Source organism: Paracoccus sp. R12_2, from assembly GCF_017744015.1.
Taxonomy (GTDB): domain Bacteria; phylum Pseudomonadota; class Alphaproteobacteria; order Rhodobacterales; family Rhodobacteraceae; genus Paracoccus.
This window is the reverse complement of sequence record NZ_JAGHRA010000004.1, coordinates 144,535-160,241: the sequence shown is the minus strand read 5'-3', so window position 1 is coordinate 160,241 and position 15,707 is coordinate 144,535. Positions and strand designations below refer to the sequence as shown.

Sequence of the window (15,707 nt, the reverse complement as noted above, 5' to 3'; positions counted from 1 at the left end):
AGCATTAGAAACACCTTCGACGTCTCTGGCAATTATCTCGCTTGCTAGGTCGTGTTGACAAAAGGGATTCCCCTCGGGCGTAGGGCATGATTCAAGCTGGCATCTGCGATGGAGACCAGCTTGGCACGAAACCTTATATCGGACGAGGAATGGGCGTTCTTTGAGCGCTTCATCCTCGCCGCCCGCGCCCCGAACGGACGCAAAGCCACCAACCACCGCCTCGTCCTTGATGGGATTTTCTGGATTGCCCGAACCGGGGCGCCATGGCGGGACCTACCTGGCGAGTTCGGCAAATGGTCAAGCGTTTACCGACAGTTCCGGCGCTGGACACTGGCGGGCCTCTGGGAGGACATAATGGATGCTCTGAACCAGAGCGGAGCCGTGCCAAGCGCCCTGCAAATGATCGACAGCACCGTGATCCGCGCCCACCATCAGGCAGCGGGCGCTAAAGGGGGACTCCACGACAGGGTTTCGGCCGTTCTCGAGGTGGCTTTACGACCAAGATCCACCTCCTCGTCAATGCACACGGGCTTCCCATGAGGACAGAGATCACGCCAGGCCAGACGTCGGACTATCTCGGCTTCAATCTGGTGATGGCGGATAATCTGCCCCGCCCGAGCGTGCTGCTCGCGGATCGCGGCTACGATGCAGACAAGATCAGAGGAGGCATGGAGGCGCGCAACGTCCTGCCCGTGATACCGATGCGCAAGTCCCGCAAGAAGCGGATTGGTGTCGATCGCTCGCTGTATCGCCTGCGGAATCTGGTCGAACGCTGCTTCAACAAGCTCAAGAACGCCAGGCGTGTCGCGACCCGCTACGACAAGACGGCGGAAAGCTTCCTCGGCTTCATTGACATCACGTCGATCCGTCTCTGGATCCGCCATTTGTCAACATGAAGTAGCGCGAAAAGCGACCGCGAGCGCTTTGATCAAGCTCAAATTTCGTTTTCTCTCCATCTAAGAGATCTGAAATCTCAACTGCGGTCGCCCAAGCATGTTGTGCACGTGTCCGATACTGAATTTCAGCCAGCAGACCGTCCCATGGCTTATCCCCCTCACGCCTGCTACTGCCACGAGGGAAATGCTTATATACATCATGGATACCGCGATATCCGGTTGTTTTTGGGCTTTCAATGTAATCGTATTTTATTGAATCGTGTCGCAACTTATGTTCAACGTTCCTCATCACTTGCGGTGAGTGAACATAAGCCCGAAAATCTCTTAAATCTTGCAAGCTTTCAAATATCATTCGACAGCCTGCGAAATCGTGCATGCTGGTAACATCCGAAATGAGATGCTTTCCTGAAGAATCCACTCTCCTCAGCTTGTCTATAACCGTATTTCTACGTTTTAATCTCTGAGCGAACTCGATGCTCTTTTCGAATTTCTCAATTTTCCGGCGCAGGAAAATTTGGAAGGTATTTATAACATATCCGTGAGATGCTCGCCACTGATCAACTAGATCATAGTCTGCTTGACTGGCTGTGCCTTGCGCGATCGAGCGGCCCGCTCTGTTGACCGCCCCCTTGGTAGCAGGGGGTTTAGGAAAGCTCATTCACCCATCCATCTTCAGCGCCTGAATGAACGCCGTCTGCGGGATTTCGACCTTGCCGAACTGGCGCATCTTCTTCTTGCCGGCCTTCTGCTTCTCGAGCAGCTTCTTTTTCCGCGTCGCATCGCCGCCATAGCATTTGGCGGTCACGTCCTTGCGCATGGCGGACAGCGTCTCGCGCGCGATCACACGGCTGCCGATGGCGGCCTGGATCGGGATCTTGAACATGTGGCGCGGGATCAGTTCCTTCAGCTTCTCGACCATCACCCTGCCCCGGCTTTCGGCCCGGTCGCGATGGACCATGATCGACAGCGCGTCCACCGGTTCGTCGTTCACCAGGATCGACATCTTGACCAGGAAATCCTCGCGGTATTCGCTGATCTGGTAGTCGAAGCTGGCATAACCCTTGGTCACCGATTTCAGCCGGTCGTAGAAGTCGAACACGACCTCGGCCAGCGGCAGGTCATAGACGACCATCGCACGGCTGCCCGCATAGGTCAGGTCCAGCTGGGTGCCGCGCCGGTCCTGGCACAGTTTCAGCACGTCGCCCAGATATTCGTCGGGGACCATGATCGTGGCCTTGATGCGCGGCTCCTCGATGTGATCGACCAGCGTCAGGTCGGGCATGTCGGCGGGGTTGTGCAATTCTTTCACCTCGCCGTCGCGCATATGCAGGCGGAACACCACGCTGGGGGCCGTGGTGATCAGGTCCAGATCGTATTCACGTTCCAGCCGGTCGCGAATCACTTCAAGGTGCAGCAGCCCCAGAAACCCGCAGCGGAACCCGAAGCCAAGCGCGGCCGAGGTTTCCATCTCGTAGCTGAAGCTGGCGTCGTTCAGGGCCAGTTTCTCGATCGCGTCGCGCAGGGCCTCGAAATCATTCGCATCGACCGGGAACAACCCGCAGAACACCACCGGCTGCGCCGGCTTGAAGCCCGGCAGCGGGCGTTCGCAGGGCTTCTTCTCATGGGTGATCGTGTCGCCGACGCGGGTGTCGCGGACCTGTTTGATGGATGCGGTGAAGACGCCGATCTCGCCTGGTCCCAGTTCGGCGATGTCCTTCATCGCCGGGGTCAGCACGGCCAGCTTGTCCAGCCGATAGGTCGCGCCGGTCTGCATCATCTTGACCTGATCGCCCTTGCGGATCACCCCGTCCATGACGCGGATCATCACCACGACGCCCAGATAGCTGTCATACCAGCTGTCGACCAGCATCGCCTTCAGCGGCGCATCGCGTTGGCCCTGCGGGGCGGGCAGGCGCTGGACGATGGCTTCCAGAACGTCGGGAATCCCAAGCCCGGTCTTGGCGCTGATCGGGATGGCCTGCGACGCGTCGATGCCGATCACGTCCTCGATCTGCGCCTTGACGCGGTCGGGCTCGGCGGCGGGCAGGTCGATCTTGTTCAGCACCGGGACGATCTCGTGATCGGCGTCGATGGCCTGATAGACATTGGCCAGGGTCTGCGCCTCGACGCCCTGGGTGGCATCGACGACCAGCAGGCTGCCCTCGACCGCGCGCATGGACCGGCTGACCTCATAGGCGAAATCGACGTGACCCGGCGTGTCGATCAGGTTCAGCACATAGGTCTGCCCGTCCTGCGCCGGATAGGCGATGCGGACGGTGTTGGCCTTGATGGTGATGCCCCGCTCGCGCTCGATATCCATGGCATCCAGGATCTGCGACTTCATGTCGCGTTCGGCGACGGTGCCGGTCAGCTGGATCAGCCGGTCGGCCAGCGTGGATTTGCCGTGGTCGATATGGGCCACGATCGAGAAATTGCGGATGAGGGTCTGCTGGGTCATTGCGCGGCTATACAAGGCCGCAAAGCGCGCGAAAAGAGGGTATCGCGCGCTTGCCCGGCGGATCAGCCCAGATCGCCGCCCAAGCCCTGCATCAGCGGCAGGAAATCCGGGAACGAGGTGGCGATGGGGCCGCCATCGTCAACCGCCACCGGATTTTCCGTGGCAAGGCCAAGGATCAGGAAGGACATCGCGATGCGGTGATCCAGATGGGTGACGGCGGTGCCGCCGCCGGGCACACTGGTCATGCCGTGAACCGTCATGCTGTCGCGCGTCTCCTCGACCCTGACGCCGTTCGCTTCAAGGCCGCGCGCCATCGCGTCGATCCGGTCGCTTTCCTTCACGCGCAGCTCGGCGACGCCGTTCATGACCGTGGCGCCCTCGGCGAAGGCCGCGATCACCGACAGGATCGGGAATTCGTCGATCATGCTGGCCGCGCGTTCGCCGGGCACCGTCACGCCTTTCAGGGGGCCGTGGCGGACAACCAGATCGGCCACCGGCTCGCCGCCCTCCTCGCGCGGATTCTCGAACGCGATGTCGGCGCCCATTTCCAGCAGCGTCACATACAGCCCGTCCCGCGTCGGGTTGCGGCTGACGCCCGGCACGCGGATCCGGGATCCCGGCACGATCAGCGCCGCCGCGACCGGAAACGCCGCGCTGGACGGATCGCGCGGCACCGCGACCGGCTGCGCCACCAGTTCGGGCCGCCCGGTCAGGGTGATGACATGACCTTCCTCGGTGGTCTCGCTGCGGATCTGCGCCCCGAAACCGGCCAGCATCCGTTCGGAATGATCACGCGTGGGCTCGGCCTCGATCACCACGGTCTCGCCCGGCGCGTTCAGCCCGGCCAGCAGGATCGCCGACTTGATCTGGGCGCTGGCGACCGGGGTGCGATAGCGCAGCGGCACCGGGTCCGCCGCCCCGCGAATGGTGATCGGCAGTCGCCCCCCCTCGCGCGTGGTGATGTCGGCCCCGAACTGGGCCAGCGGATCGGTGACACGCGCCATCGGTCGGCGCGACAGGCTGGCGTCGCCGGTAAAGGTGACTGCGATCGGCGTCGTCGCCACCGCCCCCATGATCAGCCGCACCCCGGTGCCGGAATTGCCGCAATCGATCACCCCCTCGGGTTCGGCGAAACCACCGACACCCACGCCATGCACCGACCATTCGCCGGGCCCCAGCCGTTCGACCTGCGCCCCGAACGCCGCCATCGCCCGTGCGGTGTCCAGCACGTCCTGCCCCTCCAGCAGCCCGGTGATCCGCGTCTCACCGACCGACATCGCCCCAAGGATCAGCGCGCGGTGGCTGATCGACTTGTCGCCCGGCACCTGCGCCTCGCCCTTCAGCGGGCCGCTGCGGCGCGACGTCATCGGGCGGGGATCGGCGGAATGCGACATGGAAACACCTTTCGATTTGCGCGGCTCTTTTACCGCTAGCACGCGGGCGCTGCCACCATGTTCTTGCGGCGCGGCGCAGGGCTTTCTAGAAGCACGGGAAACGGAGACCCCGATGCAGGAACTCGACGCGCTGCGATCCTTGGCCGATCCCGACCGGGCGGCGCAGATGGCGGCCTATCACAAGGCCGCCCGCACCTATCTGGGCCTTCAGGTGCCGCAGATCGAAGCGCTGGTCGCCGAATGGCGCGCGGCGCGCGATGTGGGCGAACGTGTGGCGCTGGCCGCTTCTCTGTGGGACAGCAACATCCACGAGGCGCGGGTGGCGGCGGCCAAGCTTCTGACCCAGGCCCGGATCAGGCCCGATCAGGCGGTCTGGAACCTGATCGCCTCATGGGCGCCGCAATTCGACGCCTGGGCCATCGCCGATCACGCCATGACCGCCGGACAGAAGCGGCTGGTCGCCGACCCCGACCGTCTGGATCAGGTCGAAACCTGGCTGGATCACCCGAATTTCTGGGTCCGTCGCGCGGCACTGGTCGGCACCCTGCCCTGGGCCAAGATGAACCATCCGAAGCCCGACGATCTTGACCGGCGCGAACGGATCCTTGGCTGGGCGGCGGGGATGGCCGATGACCGCGAATGGTTCATCCAGAAGGCCATCGCATGGTGGCTGCGCGATCTGTCGAAACGCGACGCGCCCCGCGTCCGCGCCTTTCTGGCCCAAAACGGCGCGCGGCTGAAACCCTTCGCGCGGCGCGAGGCCGCACGGCTGATTCAGGACTTGTAGACCTCGATCGTCGGCAGGTCGGTCAGCGACACCCCGATCAGTTGCAGCGCCGGCAGCGACACCTGGCTGCCGCCGCTTTCGGGTCCGTCCAGCGGGATCAGATCCACCTTGGCCGACTTGCCGTTGGCCGGGTTGACGATCCGGCCGATGCCGCGCGCCTTGACCAGCGGCGTCTTGATCCAGAACCCGCCCTCGGTCGGATCACCCAGCGAGGCGATGGTATCGCCCAGCTTCGTCTCGGCCACTTCGGGCGCCTGCGCGGCCGCGGCCTTCTGCTCGGCGGTGGTGGTGTCCAGCTGCGCGGCGCTGGCCCGCGCGGCGGCCCGTGGCGCGGGCGCACGGGTGATCGCGGTCGCCGCGGCGACCTGATCGGGCGTCAGGCTGCTGTCGATCCGGGCCGGCGCGGCATCTGCCGCAGGGCGGCTGTCGGTGGTCGTCGCCGCGGGGGTGCAGGCGGCCAGCGCAAGCGTGGCCAGCACGGCCGTGGTCGTCATCCGCATGGGGGGCGCTCCTTCGGGTGGCATTTCGCGCAGGTTAGACCGCCGCGCCGCACCGCGTCCACCAGCGGTTGCGTGATCGGCGGCAGCTTGTGTGTTGGCCGTCACATGCCTAGATTGAGGGCATGGATACCGCCGCCTCCGCGCCCCTCATCGACCCGTTCGCCCGGCCGATCACCTATCTGCGGGTGTCGGTCACCGACCGCTGCGATTTCCGCTGCGTCTATTGCATGGCCGAACATATGCAGTTCCTGCCCAAGGCCGAACTGCTGACGCTGGAAGAACTGGACCGCCTGTGTTCGGCCTTCGTGGGGCTTGGCGTGCGCAAGCTGCGCATCACCGGGGGCGAACCGCTGGTCCGGCGCGGCATCATGCAGTTCTTTCGCGGCATGTCGCGCCATCTGGGCAAGGGCCTGGACGAGTTGACCCTGACCACCAATGGCAGCCAGCTTGGCCGCTTCGCCAGCGAACTGGTCGATTGCGGGGTCCGCCGCGTCAATGTCTCGCTGGACACGCTGGACGCCGACAAATTCGCCGCGATCACCCGCTGGGGCCGCTTGCCGCAGGTGCTGGACGGGATCCGCGCCGCTCAGGCGGCCGGGCTGCGGGTCAAGATCAACGCCGTCGCGCTGAAAGGCGTGAACGACGACGAATTGTTCGATCTGGTCCGCTGGTGCGCCGACGAAGGCCACGACCTGACCTTCATCGAGGTGATGCCGATGGGCGATCTGGGCAACGAGGATCGGCTGGACCAGTACTGGCCGCTGTCAGACCTGCGCGCCCGGCTGGCCGAACGCTTTACCCTGACCGAACTGGCCGAACGCACCGGCGGCCCGGCGCGCTATGTCCGCCTGAACGAGACCGGCCAGAAGATCGGCTTCATCACGCCGCTGACCCATAATTTCTGCGAAAGCTGCAACCGCGTCCGCGTCACCTGCACGGGCGAATTGTTCATGTGCCTGGGCCAGGAAGACAACGCCGACCTGCGCGCCCCGCTGCGCGCCAGCCCCGACGACGCCCTGTTGCGCCAGACGATCCGCGACGCCATCGCACGCAAGCCCAAGGGCCATGATTTCGACTATTCCCGCCAGTCCGTGACGGGCCAGATGACCCGCCACATGAGCCATACGGGCGGCTAGCCGGGGGCCATTGTTCCGGCTTGCTTAAGATGCCTCAGCAAACGAAGGGATTGCGGGACGGAACCAACTTTCGCTGCGGCGGCCAGTGCGGCAACTGTCGGCGCATCGCGAAAGTAGTGAAACAACATCGTTTCAGCAGAACTTACCTTAGGTCAACACATTGCCCGTCAGATATCGCGTATCTTGCCAAGACATAGCGCCCAAAGGCACCTCCAGAAATAAGGCGTACCGAAATGAAATCTGGATCCTCGATATCTGCTTGCTGTTGCACGAATGGAATGACCGACGGCGCGTAGTGATTGCATAGCGCCAATATGAGATCATCTAAATTGTCGCTACCGAACAAGCCTTTGGGAACTGGATCGGGCTGTATACGCATCTCGATGCCTTTGCCGTGAGACGAGTGGGTCAAGACGCCAGTATCAACCAATTTCCATTGTACATCTTGTGCTGAGACAGGCAACGCAACCAACACAATAAGGCCAACTAGAATGACGAATGGTTTCACGAAAATACCTGTTTGGTGAAGACCGAGCAGAATGCTGCTTGGTTCTTGAAGCGGAAATTGCATCAAGGTGCAGCATCGGTCAAGTTGGGCTCAGAGCCGCCCTTCGTCCCCCTTACCCGCAAATCCCGCGGTCCGCGGCCGCAGACCGCATTCCCTAACCCTTCCTTAACCCACAGCCCGCAAGCGGTGTACGCCCTGTGCACGCGCGGTGCCGCGCTGGTGCACGGGTTGTGACACATCAAATCCAGCATTTGCAGGGATTTCCGGGATCACGTCCCGATCCGGCGACACCGGCAACGCGCGCTGCCGTTGCGCGCAACACCCAGGCCTCCGGGCAATGCCTCTATTCGGCCGCGGTCTGCTCGGCCGCCGCTTCGGCTTCCAGCTTCTCGGCGCGTTCCTCGACCAGTCCGACGATGTGGTCAATCATCTGGTCGTTCGACAGCTTGTGGCTTTGCCGACCGGCCAGATAGACCATGCCGCTGCCCGCGCCGCCGCCGGTGAAGCCCAGATCGGTCATCAGCGCCTCGCCCGGCCCGTTCACCACGCAGCCGATGATCGACAGGCTCATCGGCGTCTTGATGTGTTCCAGCCGTTTTTCCAGCGTTTCCACGGTCTTGATGACGTCAAATCCCTGCCGCGCGCAGGACGGGCAGGAAATGATCTGCACGCCGCGCGTGCGCAGGCCAAGCGATTTCAGGATCTCGAACCCGACCTTGACCTCTTCGACCGGATCCGCCGACAGGCTGACCCTGATCGTGTCGCCGATGCCCGCCCACAGCAGGTTGCCCAGGCCCACGGCCGATTTCACCGTGCCGCCGACAAAGCCGCCCGCCTCGGTGATGCCCAGATGGATCGGCGCGTCGGTCGCCTCGGCCAGTTGCTGATAGGCGGCGGCGGCCAGGAACACGTCGCTGGCCTTCACGCTGATCTTGAAGTCGTGAAAATCGTTGTCTTCCAGGATCTTGATGTGATCCAGCCCGGATTCCACCATGGCGTCCGGGCACGGTTCGCCGTATTTTTCCAGCAGATGCCGTTCCAGCGAACCGGCATTCACGCCGATGCGGATCGAACAGCCGTGGTCGCGCGCAGCGCGGATGACCTCGCGCACCCGGTCGGACGAGCCGATATTGCCGGGATTGATCCGCAGGCAGGCTGCGCCCGCCTCGGCCGCCTCGATGGCGCGCTTGTAGTGGAAATGGATGTCGGCGACGATCGGCACCGGGCTTTCGCGGCAGATCTCGCGCAGGGCGCGCGTGGTTTCCTGATCCGGCGCGCTGATCCGGACGATATCGGCGCCCGCATCGGCAGCCCGGATCACCTGATCCAGCGTCGCGCGCACGTCATGGCCGTCGGTGTTGGTCATCGTCTGCACGCTGATCGGGGCGTCACCGCCCACCGGCACATTGCCGACCATGATCTGGCGGGATTTCCGCCGCTCGATATTGCGCCAGGGACGGATCGGGTTCAGCGACATGCGGCACCTTTGGGTTTCGCCTCACCAGATAAGCCATCCGGCCATGCGCGGCAACCGCCGCACGGATCCTTGATCGGCAATCGCACCGATCAGGACCCCGCAGCGGCGTTCAGAAATGCGGCAGCCGCAGCGCCGTCATCACGGTTGCAAGGGAATGGCGCGGCAACATCACCAGCATCTTGCCTTCGATGCGTAACGTCACCAGGCCCTTCGCCATGTTCGAGGTGCCGACGCGCGCGCCCGGCGCGAACTCGATCCCCTCGATCGGCCATTCCAGACCGGTGCTGACGCCGCGCGCCGGACCCATCGGATACAGCGAGACCCGCGTTCCCGGCATCAGCGGCAGCGTCACGCGCGGTGGCGCCAGAAACACGATGTCGTCGCTGGCGATCAGGATCACGGGCGGGCGGGCGACATTGGCCATGGTGGTCAACGCGGCCAGCGTGTGATCCAGCCGCATGCCCGCGAAGCCCACGGCGATGACATATGGCGCCGCGATCCGCGTCAGGCATTTGGTGAAATCGGTGCTGTCCTGTTCCGCGATATGGGCCACGCGTTCGGGCGGGATCATCCGCCGGGCGGACGGGCTGATGCTGTCCAGATCCCCGATCACCCAGTCGGGCGGATGCCCCAGCGCCAGCGCGCGATCCGCACCGCCATCGGCCGCCACCAGGGTTGGCGCGACCGCCATCGCCAGCGCAAGTTCGGTCGGTCCGACCGCGCCACCGCCGATGACGGTCACGCCGCGATCCGAGATGACCAGCGGCGGGATCATTCTCCCCGGCCGATGCCGGTGAAGATACGCTTCAGCGGCACGATCCAGATCAGCCCCAGACCGACATAGACCAGCAGTTCGATCCAGATCGGTTGCCGCCCCCAGCGCGCATCCATCCAGTTCACCAATGTCACCGCCACGACGACATATCCCGGCAATCCAAGCACAAGGATCAGCAGCGACAGCCGCTTTCGGGTCTTCAGATCCATCAGGCTTTCCTTCCGCGTTTCAGGGCTTCGGCGCTCTCGGCCAGTTGCGTCAGCCGCTTCTGCCACGCGGCCATCCGCCGTTCGGCGCCGCCGCGCCGCACCGGCCCGAAGAACCCGACCCGCAGCGGCCTTATGCCGCAAAAGCCCAGCACCTGGTGGGAAAGGCGCTTTCCCAGCGGGTTGCCGAAGCGCAGCTTCAGCCACGAGACCGGCGTGTCCGTCGTCACCAGCACATCGCCCGAGCGCCCCTTCAGCAGCTTATCCCAGAACGGGCTGCGCTTGTGGTACTGGAAGGTCGTGCCGGGCAGGAACACCCGGTCGTAAAATCCCTTCAGCAGTGCCGGTTCGGCGCCCCACCACAGCGGATGCGCGATCACGATGTGATCGGCGTCAAGCATTGCCTGCGTGGCGCGCTGCAGATCATCCTCCAGCGGCTGCGGCTCGGCATAGCCGCGTCGCAGGTTCGGGTCAAAGCGCAAGTCGCGGATCGCGATCCGGTCGATCATGTGATGGGCAGGCAGCGCCCGCTGATACAGGTTCAGCAGATGCGCCGTCAGCCGGTCCTGGTCGGGATGCCCGTCGATCAGCAGCACCCGCATGGCGATCAATCCGCGAACGGGTCGGTGACAAGAATCGTGTCGTCACGTTCCGGGCTGGTGGACAGCAGCGCAACGGGGCACTGGATCAGTTCCTCGACGCGCCGCACATATTTGACTGCGGCTGCCGGCAGATCGGCCCAGCTTCGGGCGCCCTCGGTCGATTCCTGCCAGCCCTCCATTTCCTCGTAGATCGGCTTGACCTTCGCCTGCAGCGCGGCGGCGGTCGGCAGGTAATCATAATGCTGGCCGTCGATCTGGTAGCCCACGCAGATCTTCAGCGTGTCGAACCCGTCCAGGACATCCAGCTTGGTCAGCGCGATGCCGTTCACACCGCTGATCGCGCAGGTCTGTCTGACCAGCACCGCGTCGAACCAGCCGCAGCGGCGCTTGCGACCGGTGACGGTGCCGAATTCATGACCGCGTTCGCCCAGACGCTGGCCGTCGGCGTCGTCCAGTTCGGTCGGGAACGGGCCTTCGCCCACTCGGGTCGTATAGGCCTTGACGATGCCAAGGACGAAATCGATCGCACCGGGCCCCATCCCCGTGCCGGATGCCGCCGCGCCCGACATGGTGGTGGACGACGTCACATAGGGATATGTCCCGAAATCGATGTCCAGCAACGATCCCTGCGCGCCCTCGAACAGGATGCGCTTGCCGGATTTGCGCGCCTCGGCCATGACCTTCCACACCGGCTGCGCATAGGGCAGCAGCTTCGGCGCGATCTCTTGCAGCCTGGCCTTCAGGTCGGCGCGGTCGATCGGATCGGCACCCAGACCCTGACGCAGCGCGTCATGATGGGCCAGCAACCGGTCCAGACGCGCGTCCAGCGTCTCTTCGTCGCCCAGATCGGCGACGCGGATGGTGCGGCGACCCACCTTGTCCTCGTAGGCCGGGCCGATGCCGCGGCCCGTCGTGCCGATCTTGGCCTTGCCGGCGGCTTCCTCGCGCAGCTTGTCCAGATCCTGATGCAACGGCAGGATCAGCGGCGTGTTTTCCGCGATCATCAGGCTGTCGGGCGAGATGCTGACCCCCTGCCCGGTCAGCTTGTCGATCTCGGCGAACAGCGACCACGGGTCAAGGACCACGCCGTTTCCGATCACCGCAAGCTTGCCTTCACGAACGATTCCCGAAGGCAACAGCGACAGCTTGAACACCTTGCCGCCGATGACCAGCGTGTGACCGGCGTTGTGGCCGCCCTGAAACCGCGCGATCACATCGGCACGTTCCGACAGCCAATCGACGATCTTGCCCTTGCCCTCGTCGCCCCACTGCGCGCCGACAACCACCACATTGGCCATGAGCCGGTCCTTCCCTTGCCCGAAAATTGTCCGGTGCCGGGTCTAGCGCATGGGTGGTCCGGGGAAAAGCGGCGATTTCCGCTTCGGCCCGGCGCGACCGTCCGTGCGCGGGTGGTCCATGGACCCGCCGCTTACCAATGCGGCGGGCGCTGATCGGACAGCGGGATCGTGCCTCCGCTGTCCAGTTCGCGTTCGGCGGCGGCGTGCAGCAACATCTCGACCCGGCGGGTCAGGCGGACGATCTCGGCGTCCTGCCGGGCGATGACCTCGCTCAGCTCATCTGTCGCGCGGCCTTGATGGGCCAGCGCCTCTTCCAGCCGGGCAAGCCGCGCCTGCATGTCCTCGACCTCCATGTCCTTGTCCATATCGCCCCCTTCCGCTACAGCAGCCACGGATTTGCCCTCTAAGGCACAGGACCATGGCGAAAGACAAGAAAAAGCAGTCTCGGCCCAAGGCGGAAACGCCCAAGGGATTTCGCGACTATTTCGGCACCGACGTGACCGAACGCAAGGCGATGCTGGACCGGATCGCCGAAATCTATCATCGCCATGGCTTCGATCCGCTGGAAACCAGCGCCGTCGAGACGGTCGAGGCTTTGGGCAAGTTCCTGCCCGATGTGGACCGACCCAATGCCGGTGTCTTCGCGTGGCAGGAAGAGGCCGTGCCGGGCGGCGGTTCGGGCGACTGGCTGGCGCTGCGCTATGACCTGACGGCGCCGCTGGCCCGCGTGGCCGCGCAGTTCAGGAACGACCTTCCCAGCCCCTATCGTCGCTATGCGATGGGTCCGGTGTGGCGCAACGAAAAACCCGGACCGGGCCGGTTCCGGCAGTTCTATCAGTGCGACGCCGACACAGTGGGCAGCGCCTCGGTCGCCGCCGATGCCGAGATCTGTGCCATGCTGGCCGACGCGCTGGAGGCGGTGGGCATCGCACGCGGCGACTACATCGTGCGGATCAACAATCGCAAGGTTCTGAACGGCGTCCTCGAGGCCGCAGAGATCCGCGAGGATCAGGCCGAGGACGTGCTGCGCCAGATCGACAAGTTCGACAAGGTCGGCCGCGACGGCGTGCTGGCCCTGCTGACGACTGGACGGCTGGACGACAGCGGCGCACGCATCGATGGCGTCGGCCTGTCCGAGGCGCAGGCCGCGCCGGTGCTGGCCTTCCTGACGTCGAAGGGCGCGGACAATGCCGCGACGCTGGACAACCTTGCAGCAGCTGTCGGCGGGTCTGCCATGGGCGGCGAGGGCGTGGAAGAGCTGCGCCAGATCGCCACGATGCTGGCCGCGATGGGCGTGGCCGAGGATCGCGCCGTGATCGACCCCTCGATCGTGCGCGGCCTCGGCTATTATACCGGCCCGGTTTTCGAGGCCGAGCTGACCTTCGAGATCCTCGACGAAAAGGGCCGCAAGCGGCAATTCGGCTCGGTCGCGGGCGGCGGGCGTTATGACGGGCTGGTCGAACGCTTCACCGGCCAGAAAGTGCCCGCGACCGGCGTCAGCATCGGCGTGGACCGGCTGTTGGCGGCGCTGCGCGCCAAGGGTCTGGCGGGGACCGAAGATCGCGGCCCGGTCGTCGTGACCGTGATGGACCGCGACCGGATGGCCGAATATCAGGCCATGGCGTCCGAACTGCGTGCGGCAGGCATCCGTGCCGAAGTTTATCTGGGCAACCCGAAGAATTTCGGCAATCAGCTGAAATATGCGGACCGGCGTTCGGCGCCTGTTGCCGTCATTCAGGGCGCTGACGAGGCCGAACGCGGCGTCGTGCAGGTCAAGGATCTGATCCTTGGTGCAAGGCTTGCGGCGCAAGCCAGTCACGAGGAATGGAAGTCCCAGCCTGCCCAGACAGAAGTGGCGCGCAATGATCTGGTCGCCGAAGTGAGACGGATCCTGGGATGACCTCCAAGCGCGACAAGCAGGCGGTCGGCCAGCGGCTTCTGGCGGCCTTCCGCGACGCGGGCGCCGCCGAGATCGCGCCCGACATCCTGCTGCCCGCCGAAAGCCTGCTTGATCTTTACGGCGAGGATATCCGCGCACGCGCCTATGTGACCCAGGATCCGATCCGCGGCGAAATGATGCTGCGCCCGGATTTCACGGTTCCCGTCGTGCAGGCGCACATGGACGACGGCGCCGAGCCGGCGCGCTATTGCTATCTGGGCGAGGTGTTCCGCAAGCAGGACATGGGCGAGCATCACCCAGAAAACCCGCGCGACAACGAATATCTGCAATGCGGGTTCGAACTGTTCAGCCGCGATCCCGGCGCCGATGCCGAGGTGTTCGCGCTGTTTCACCGCCTTCTAGCGCCCTACCGGCTGACGCCCGAGACCGGCGATATGAGCCTGTTGCTTGACGCCGTCCGCGGCCTGCCGGTCAGCACGACACGGCGCGACGCGTTGCTGCACCATATCTGGCGGCCGGGCCGGTTTCGCAGATTGCTGAACCGGTTCTCCGCACCGGTCCCGCCGCGCGACTTCCCCGATCCCATCGCCCCCTGGGCCGGTCTGCGAAGCGAGGCCGAGATGCGGGAACGTATGAAACGGCTGCGCGCCGACATGGACGAGCCGCCCCTTCCCGCGCAGTGGTCCGACCGGTTGAACCGGCTTCTGGCGCTACGCGCCCCGGCAACCGAGGCCGTCGCGATCCTGGAAGGGCTGGCCAGGGACATGCCCGCCATCGCGGAAGCGGTTGCGCGGATTGTCGCACGGTTCGACGCCATCGCGGCGCAGGGCATCGAGCCGGCGCGGGTCATCTTCGATGCCAGCCATGGCCGCGCGAACATGGAATATTACGACGGCTTCACCTTCAGCTTCCTGGCACCGAACACTCTCTGGCCCGCCGTCGCATCCGGTGGCCGCTACGACGCGCTGACACGGGTGCTGGGCAAGGGGCGCGAAATTCCGGCGGTGGGCGGCATCATCCGCGCCGGGCTGATCGCCGAGATGGAGGCCGCATGATCCGCCTTGGGGTACCGTCCAAGGGACGGCTGATGGAGCAAAGCTTCGACTGGTTCGCGGATCGCGGCGTGCGTCTGTCTCGCGCCGGGTCCGACCGTGAATATGCCGGCCGGGTCGACGGTGCGGACGGCGTGTCGCTGGTCCTGTTGTCGGCCGGAGAGATTCCGCGCGAACTGGCGGCGGGCCGGATCGAGCTGGGCGTGACCGGCACCGATCTTGTGCGCGAGAAGCTGGCCGGCTGGCGCGACGTGGTGACAGAGGTCGCGCCGATGGGTTTCGGCCATGCGGACCTGATTCTTGCCGTTCCCGATTGCTGGCGCGACTGCGAGACGCTGGACGACCTGACCTCGATCGCCCGCGATTTCCGTGCGGTCCACGGCTTCCGCCTGCGGATCGCGACGAAGTATCATCGTCTGGTCCGGGCGTGGCTGGCCGAACACGAGGTCGCCGACTATCAGCTTGTCGACAGTCAAGGCGCGACGGAGGGCACCGTTGCCAACCGGACCGCCGAGGCGATTGCCGACATTACCTCGTCAGGCGCGACGTTGCGCGCGAACAATCTGCGCATTCTGAACGAAGATCCCATCCTGCGGTCACAGGCGACGTTGTTTGCCAGCCGTGCCGCTGGCGGAGCCGCAATGACCGGCTTCCTGTCGCAGCTCGGCCTCTGACCTTCGCAGGATGGCCCAACCCGGTCAGCAAGCGGCAAGGAAAG

General features: G+C 64.7%; 17 protein-coding genes. 6 read left to right on the top strand and 11 right to left on the bottom strand.

Annotated features, from left to right (window positions below):
- Window positions 1–108: 108 nt before the first annotated feature.
- Window positions 109–896 (top strand): IS5 family transposase gene (locus J7359_RS06895; RefSeq protein WP_156114499.1). Its coding sequence is split into 2 segments (ribosomal slippage): window positions 109–448 and window positions 448–896, totalling 789 coding nucleotides; the frame shifts between segments, so codons are not numbered across the junction.
- On the opposite strand, the gene J7359_RS06890 is transcribed toward J7359_RS06895, so the two are convergent.
- The 3 genes from J7359_RS06890 to aroA all read right to left on the bottom strand — a co-directional run bounded on the left by J7359_RS06890 (window position 856) and on the right by aroA (window position 4,748).
- A complete protein-coding gene (locus J7359_RS06890) occupies window positions 856–1,554 on the bottom strand; it encodes a RelA/SpoT domain-containing protein (RefSeq protein WP_209055891.1) in 699 nt (232 codons plus the stop codon). The two genes, J7359_RS06895 and J7359_RS06890, sit on opposite strands and share 41 nt — an antisense overlap.
- On the bottom strand, window positions 1,555–3,354 hold the full coding sequence (lepA, locus tag J7359_RS06885; RefSeq protein ID WP_209055890.1) for a translation elongation factor 4: 1,800 nt from the start codon (window positions 3,352–3,354) through the stop codon (window positions 1,555–1,557).
- Window positions 3,355–3,416: 62 nt separating this feature from the next.
- Complete coding sequence (gene aroA, locus J7359_RS06880; protein ID WP_209055889.1) at window positions 3,417–4,748, bottom strand: 3-phosphoshikimate 1-carboxyvinyltransferase; 1,332 nt, start codon at window positions 4,746–4,748, stop codon at window positions 3,417–3,419.
- A 112-nt stretch (window positions 4,749–4,860) separates the two neighbouring features.
- Between aroA and J7359_RS06875 the strand changes: the two genes are divergently transcribed.
- Window positions 4,861–5,535 (top strand): DNA alkylation repair protein, encoded by a 675-nt coding sequence (locus J7359_RS06875; RefSeq protein WP_209055888.1) that lies wholly within the window; start codon window positions 4,861–4,863, stop codon window positions 5,533–5,535.
- On the opposite strand, the gene J7359_RS06870 is transcribed toward J7359_RS06875, so the two are convergent.
- Entirely contained in the window at window positions 5,523–6,035 is a 513-nt protein-coding gene (locus tag J7359_RS06870) for a hypothetical protein (RefSeq protein WP_247740229.1), read from the bottom strand. The two genes, J7359_RS06875 and J7359_RS06870, sit on opposite strands and share 13 nt — an antisense overlap.
- A 122-nt stretch (window positions 6,036–6,157) precedes the next feature.
- On the opposite strand from J7359_RS06870, the gene moaA reads away from it, so the two are divergent.
- Window positions 6,158–7,171 carry a GTP 3',8-cyclase MoaA gene (gene moaA / locus J7359_RS06865; protein ID WP_209055887.1) on the top strand — a complete coding sequence of 338 codons (1,014 nt, stop codon included), beginning with the start codon at window positions 6,158–6,160 and terminating at the stop codon, window positions 7,169–7,171.
- A 142-nt stretch (window positions 7,172–7,313) separates the two neighbouring features.
- Here moaA and J7359_RS06860 read toward each other — a convergent pair whose 3' ends face one another.
- From J7359_RS06860 to J7359_RS06830, 7 genes are all read right to left on the bottom strand, one after another.
- Window positions 7,314–7,742, bottom strand: a complete 429-nt coding sequence (locus J7359_RS06860) for a hypothetical protein (RefSeq protein WP_209055886.1) — start codon at window positions 7,740–7,742, stop codon at window positions 7,314–7,316.
- Between the two features lie 280 nt (window positions 7,743–8,022).
- Complete coding sequence (gene ispG / locus J7359_RS06855; protein ID WP_209055885.1) at window positions 8,023–9,156, bottom strand: flavodoxin-dependent (E)-4-hydroxy-3-methylbut-2-enyl-diphosphate synthase; 1,134 nt, start codon at window positions 9,154–9,156, stop codon at window positions 8,023–8,025.
- A gap of 109 nt (window positions 9,157–9,265) precedes the next feature.
- Window positions 9,266–9,931 (bottom strand): thiamine diphosphokinase, encoded by a 666-nt coding sequence (locus J7359_RS06850; RefSeq protein WP_209055884.1) that lies wholly within the window; start codon window positions 9,929–9,931, stop codon window positions 9,266–9,268.
- Window positions 9,928–10,140, bottom strand: coding sequence for a DUF2842 domain-containing protein (locus J7359_RS06845; RefSeq protein ID WP_209055883.1), 213 nt, complete (start codon window positions 10,138–10,140; stop codon window positions 9,928–9,930). Before J7359_RS06845 ends, J7359_RS06850 begins: the two co-directional genes overlap by 4 nt.
- Entirely contained in the window at window positions 10,140–10,739 is a 600-nt protein-coding gene (locus J7359_RS06840; RefSeq protein ID WP_209055882.1) for an NAD(P)H-dependent oxidoreductase, read from the bottom strand. Before J7359_RS06840 ends, J7359_RS06845 begins: the two co-directional genes overlap by 1 nt.
- Window positions 10,740–10,744: 5 nt before the next feature.
- Window positions 10,745–12,037, bottom strand: a complete 1,293-nt coding sequence (locus tag J7359_RS06835) for an adenylosuccinate synthase (RefSeq protein WP_209055881.1) — start codon at window positions 12,035–12,037, stop codon at window positions 10,745–10,747.
- A gap of 131 nt (window positions 12,038–12,168) precedes the next feature.
- Window positions 12,169–12,429, bottom strand: coding sequence for a SlyX family protein (locus J7359_RS06830; protein ID WP_348524345.1), 261 nt, complete (start codon window positions 12,427–12,429; stop codon window positions 12,169–12,171).
- Between the two features lie 26 nt (window positions 12,430–12,455).
- On the opposite strand from J7359_RS06830, the gene hisS reads away from it, so the two are divergent.
- Genes hisS through hisG form a run of 3 tightly spaced genes read left to right on the top strand, consistent with a single transcriptional unit; the run spans window position 12,456 to window position 15,663 of the window.
- Window positions 12,456–13,937 (top strand): histidine--tRNA ligase, encoded by a 1,482-nt coding sequence (gene hisS, locus J7359_RS06825; RefSeq protein ID WP_209055880.1) that lies wholly within the window; start codon window positions 12,456–12,458, stop codon window positions 13,935–13,937.
- Window positions 13,934–14,992, top strand: coding sequence for an ATP phosphoribosyltransferase regulatory subunit (locus J7359_RS06820; protein WP_209055879.1), 1,059 nt, complete (start codon window positions 13,934–13,936; stop codon window positions 14,990–14,992). The genes hisS and J7359_RS06820 overlap by 4 nt, the downstream gene beginning before the upstream one ends.
- Complete coding sequence (hisG, locus tag J7359_RS06815; protein WP_209055878.1) at window positions 14,989–15,663, top strand: ATP phosphoribosyltransferase; 675 nt, start codon at window positions 14,989–14,991, stop codon at window positions 15,661–15,663. Before J7359_RS06820 ends, hisG begins: the two co-directional genes overlap by 4 nt.
- Window positions 15,664–15,707 lie beyond the last annotated feature (44 nt).

Bases quoted from the DNA above. Each gene is read 5' to 3' on its own strand.
- J7359_RS06890 (WP_209055891.1), bottom strand. From the start codon at position 1,554: ATGAGCTTTCCTAAACCCCCTGCTACCAAGGGGGCGGTCAACAGAGCG.
- lepA (WP_209055890.1), bottom strand. From the start codon at position 3,354: ATGACCCAGCAGACCCTCATCCGCAATTTCTCGATCGTGGCCCATATC.
- aroA (WP_209055889.1), bottom strand. From the start codon at position 4,748: ATGTCGCATTCCGCCGATCCCCGCCCGATGACGTCGCGCCGCAGCGGC.
- J7359_RS06875 (WP_209055888.1), top strand. From the start codon at position 4,861: ATGCAGGAACTCGACGCGCTGCGATCCTTGGCCGATCCCGACCGGGCG.
- J7359_RS06870 (WP_247740229.1), bottom strand. From the start codon at position 6,035: ATGCGGATGACGACCACGGCCGTGCTGGCCACGCTTGCGCTGGCCGCC.
- moaA (WP_209055887.1), top strand. From the start codon at position 6,158: ATGGATACCGCCGCCTCCGCGCCCCTCATCGACCCGTTCGCCCGGCCG.
- J7359_RS06860 (WP_209055886.1), bottom strand. From the start codon at position 7,742: ATGCAATTTCCGCTTCAAGAACCAAGCAGCATTCTGCTCGGTCTTCAC.
- ispG (WP_209055885.1), bottom strand. From the start codon at position 9,156: ATGTCGCTGAACCCGATCCGTCCCTGGCGCAATATCGAGCGGCGGAAA.
- J7359_RS06850 (WP_209055884.1), bottom strand. From the start codon at position 9,931: ATGATCCCGCCGCTGGTCATCTCGGATCGCGGCGTGACCGTCATCGGC.
- J7359_RS06845 (WP_209055883.1), bottom strand. From the start codon at position 10,140: ATGGATCTGAAGACCCGAAAGCGGCTGTCGCTGCTGATCCTTGTGCTT.
- J7359_RS06840 (WP_209055882.1), bottom strand. From the start codon at position 10,739: ATGCGGGTGCTGCTGATCGACGGGCATCCCGACCAGGACCGGCTGACG.
- J7359_RS06835 (WP_209055881.1), bottom strand. From the start codon at position 12,037: ATGGCCAATGTGGTGGTTGTCGGCGCGCAGTGGGGCGACGAGGGCAAG.
- hisS (WP_209055880.1), top strand. From the start codon at position 12,456: ATGGCGAAAGACAAGAAAAAGCAGTCTCGGCCCAAGGCGGAAACGCCC.
- J7359_RS06820 (WP_209055879.1), top strand. From the start codon at position 13,934: ATGACCTCCAAGCGCGACAAGCAGGCGGTCGGCCAGCGGCTTCTGGCG.
- hisG (WP_209055878.1), top strand. From the start codon at position 14,989: ATGATCCGCCTTGGGGTACCGTCCAAGGGACGGCTGATGGAGCAAAGC.